At 74.7% G+C, this 4219-nt stretch carries 3 protein-coding genes; all 3 read left to right on the forward strand.

Features of this window, described 5'->3' with window-relative positions:
* Nucleotides 1-153 precede the first annotated feature (153 nt).
* Complete coding sequence (gene rlmB, locus FOE67_RS18410; protein ID WP_182665691.1) at nt 154-1116, forward strand: 23S rRNA (guanosine(2251)-2'-O)-methyltransferase RlmB; 963 nt, start codon at nt 154-156, stop codon at nt 1114-1116.
* 313 nt (nt 1117-1429) lie between these two features.
* A complete protein-coding gene (locus FOE67_RS18415; protein ID WP_228474022.1) occupies nt 1430-2545 on the forward strand; it encodes a L,D-transpeptidase family protein in 1116 nt (371 codons plus the stop codon).
* A gap of 290 nt (nt 2546-2835) precedes the next feature.
* On the forward strand, nt 2836-4219 hold a 1384-nt coding region (locus tag FOE67_RS18420; protein WP_323385019.1), incomplete at its 3' end, for a DoxX family protein.

The raw sequence follows: 4219 nt of genomic DNA on the forward strand, positions 1-4219 counted from the left end.
CCCATCCCACGTCCCCATTCCGTCCCATCCCGCGTCGGCCGTGACGGCGACCGACGCCCCCCGGCCCGAACCCCGGACGGGCCGATCGGAACCGTTCCCGTCGCATCCCGCCCGCCGCCATCGCGGCGGACGGGCGGAAGGAAAGCGAATCCCATGGCAGGCAACAGCGGGCGTCCCAACCGCCGCACCTCCAACAAGAAGGGCGCCACCGTCGGCAGCGGCGGCAAGCGCCGCCGCGCGCTGGAGGGCAAGGGTCCGACCCCGCCCGCCGAGATGCGCAAGGGCCACGCCAAGCAGCGCGCGGCCCAGGCCCGCGCCAAGCGGGCCGCGACCGCCCCCAAGCGGGGCGGGGGCGCCGGGCGCGGCGGCAGGAGCACCTCCGAGCTGGTGGTCGGCCGCAACCCGGTGGTCGAGGCGCTGCGCGAGGGCGTGCCGGCCAACGCCCTGTACGTCCAGCAGTTCATCGACAGCGACGACCGGGTCCGCGAGGCGCTGCGCCTGGCCTCCGACCGCGGTGGCGTGCGGTTGGTCGAGGCGCCCCGGCCCGAGCTGGACCGGATGACCAACCACCTCAACCACCAGGGGCTGGTCCTCCAGGTCCCGCCGTACGAGTACGCGCACCCCGACGACCTGTCGGCCGCCGCGCACGACCGCGGTGAGGACCCGCTGATCGTGGCCCTGGACGGGGTCACCGACCCCCGCAACCTGGGCGCCGTGGTGCGCTCGGTCTCCGCCTTCGGCGGGCACGGGGTGGTCGTCCCCGAGCGGCGGGCCGCCGGCATGACGGCGGGGGCGTGGAAGACCTCCGCCGGCACCGCCGCGCGCACGCCGGTGGCGCGTGCCGCCAATCTCACCCGCACCCTGGAGGCGTACCAGAAGGCGGGTCTGATGGTCGTCGGTCTGGCCGCCGACGGCGAGGTGGAGCTGGGCGAGGTGGCGGCCCTGGACGGCCCGGTGGTCATCGTGGTCGGCAGCGAGGGCAAGGGGCTCTCCCGCCTGGTGGGGGAGACCTGCGACGTGCGGGCCCGCATCCCGATGCCGGGCGGCGCCGAGTCGTTGAACGCGGGTGTCGCGGCGGGCGTGGTGCTGTACGAGGTGTTCCGCCGCAGGAGCTGACGCGGGAGCCGGGCGGACCCTTCGGGGTTCGCCCGGCACGTCCGCACGGAACGCCGGCGGCCCGTCGCCCCCCCCGGTGGGGCGGCGGGCCGCCGCGCTTCCGCGTCGCTCGTCCCCACCGCGGCGACCGGGCTCCGGAACCCCCGGGCCCCCGGCGCCGTCCGTCACATTCGTCACAACCGTCGCGGGGCCCACACCTTTCACACGTCTCGTCCTCTTCGTCGTGTGTGTTTCGTTATCGCCGGCCGTGCAACGAATCCCCCCGGTCGTTGGTCTGATCGGGTGCCCAGTTTCACGTCTCCGGGGGTATTCCATGCGCTCCGCGCACATCCGCAGGTCCGTCGTGGCGGTCACCGCCGCCGCCCTGCTGCTCACGGCGTGCGGGTCGGGATCCGACACCGATGCCGAGCCCGTCGCCAACGAGGCCACGACCGAGGTCACGGCCGAGCCGGAGGAGGCGGAGGAGGAACCCGGGGAGGAGCCGGAGGATGCGGACGGGGACGAGGAGGAGACGGAGGAGCCCGAGGCGCCGGCCGAGGCGGTCGTCATGGGTCCGGGCGACAACTCCGAGCGGGTCCGCGAACTCCAGGCCCGCCTGGCCCAGGTGGGCCACTTCGCGGCCAAGCCCACCGGGTTCTACGGGGACATGACCGTGGGGTCGGTCGCCGCCTACCAGGAGGCGCACGAGGGGCTGGAGGTCTCCGGCACCGTGCACACCTCCACCTGGGAACACCTGTTGGCCCGCACCACCGAGCCCACCCACGACGAACTCTTCCCGCGCGAGCAGGTGATGGGGTACGGCGACAACTCCGAGCAGGTCCGCGAACTCCAGGCCCGCCTGGGGCAGCTGGGGCTCTTCGACGAGAACCCCACCGGCTACTACGGCAACGTCACCGTGGAGAAGGTCAAGGCGTACCAGCGCTCCGCCGGCCTGGAGGTCAGCGGCACGGTGTACGACGACACCTGGTCCGCGCTGACCTCGGCCACCACCAAGCCCGCCCGGGAGGAGATGTACGTCCCGGTCGAGGTGCCGGTGGTGGAGAAGGAGACCCCGGCCGGCCTGGACTCCCGCTGCATGACCGGCCGCGCCCTGTGCATCTCCAAGACCACCAACAAGCTGTCCTGGGTGGTGGACGGCACCGTGCGCACCACGCTGGACGTGCGCTTCGGCACCGAGGAGTACCCCACCCGCGAGGGACAGTTCACCGTCTACTGGAAGAGCCGCGACCACCACTCGACGCTCTACGACTCCCCGATGCCGTTCGCGATGTTCTTCGACGGCGGCCAGGCGGTGCACTACTCGGAGAACTTCCGGCAGAACGGGTACAGCGGCGGGTCCTACGGCTGCGTGAACGTGCGTGACCGGGAGGCCATCGCCGCCCTCTTCGACCAGGTCCGGGAGGGCGACAAGGTGGTCGTCCACTGGTGAACCCGTGCCCCCGCGGCGGGTTCCCCCGCCGGCGCGGCACTCCCGGGACGCCCCCGGTCGGATCCCGACCGGGGGCGTCCCGCACGTCTGTGCGGGCTCCCGGACGGGCGTGTTGACGCGTCACCGTCGGATTTCTCGCCGCCGGCCAGTGTCCTAACGGCCGGTCACTCGGTTAGACGAGTGTGGACACACGAACACCCCGCACCGCTCCGGGGGGGCACGGGCCCGGATTCCATGACGTCGCCGACGCGTTCCTGAACACGGCCAAGCCGTCCTGCGATCCCGCCCAGGTGATCGTCAACCACGCCAGCTTCCGGGTGCGGCTCGCCACGCCCGCGCCGGTGGGTGTCGCCGGCCCACCGGGGCCCGCGGACGAGCCGGTCGCGGGGGACGCCGAGTTCCTCCCGATCCCCTCGGCGGGCAAGGGCACCCTCATCCGCCCCGGCGGACGCCGCCCGGTGATCCGGGTCGGCGACACCGGCGCCGCCGCCGCCGCGGCGGCCGGGCTGTGGCAGTCGGCGCTCCGCCGGCAGGTGGTGACCGCCCCGGCCGGCGCGCCGATCGCGGTGCCGGTGGGACCCGCCGGTCCGGGGGAGGAGCCGGGAACCGCCGCCACCACCGTGCTGCCCCGGATCACGGAGAGCGGGACCGCCGTCATCGGTCCCCGTTCCGCGCCGATCTCCGAGACGGTGGTGCTGCCCCGGCTGCCCGCCGTGCCGCGCCGCCGGCGTCCGGTGGGCCCGGGCGGGCCGTCCGGACCGGCCGACGGTCCGCGTCGACCGCTCGACGCGACCCCGGTCGAGGGGACGCGGGTCGACGCCCTCGATCCGCTGGTCGGGCCCGTTCGCCACGAGGGCCCGGAGGGCGCCGGTGGTCGGGCGGGCACCCGTCCCGGAGGCGACGGCCGGCACGCCTACTACCCCGGCCGGGGGATGAACCTCGGCATCGTGCTGCTGCCGCTGCGCCTGCTGCTCGGCTTCATCATGATCTCGGGCGGCATGGGCAAGTTGACCGACCCGGTGTACTTCGACGGCGGCGAGCGCGGCTCGATGGTCGCCTGGCTCTCCTCCCTCCAGCCCTGGGCACCGGCCGCGCCGCTGCACGAGTGGGCGCTGGCCCACCCGGTGGGGGCCGGGCTGACCGTCGCCTTCACCCAGATCGTGGTGGGGGTGCTGACCATCGCCGGCCTGTGGCAGCGTCTGGCGGCCGCCATCGGGGCGCTGCTGTCGATCGCCCTGCTCATCACGGTCAGTTGGCACTCCGGCCCGGCGGACACCCCCGACGTCATCCTGCTCGCGGCCTGGAGCCCGCTGATCATCGCGGGCGCGCCGGTGTACTCCCTGGACGCCCGGCTGGCGGGGGAGGCGTGGCGGACGCTGGGCCCGCACGTCCCGCTGCGGGAGCTGCGGACCCGGGTGCTGCGCCGGGGCGTGCTGATCGCCTGTCTGCTGCTGGGCGTGACGCTGGTCCTCGGGTCGATCCTGGGCGGCGCGGTCCGCTCCTCGGAGTTCTCCACGGTGCCCGGTCCCGGCGAGGCACCCCGCAACCACCTGCCCGGGTCGCCGCTGCCGCCCGGCCTGGGCGGGGGCGAGCCCGGCACGCCGGACGCGGACGAGGAGGTCGGCCCCGCCGGGTCGGCGGAGACCGTGACCGGGGGAGCGGACGAAGCGGGGG

Origin of the sequence: Streptomyces calidiresistens, from assembly GCF_014141525.1 — a bacterium.
Lineage (GTDB): Bacteria > Actinomycetota > Actinomycetes > Streptomycetales > Streptomycetaceae > Streptomyces > Streptomyces calidiresistens.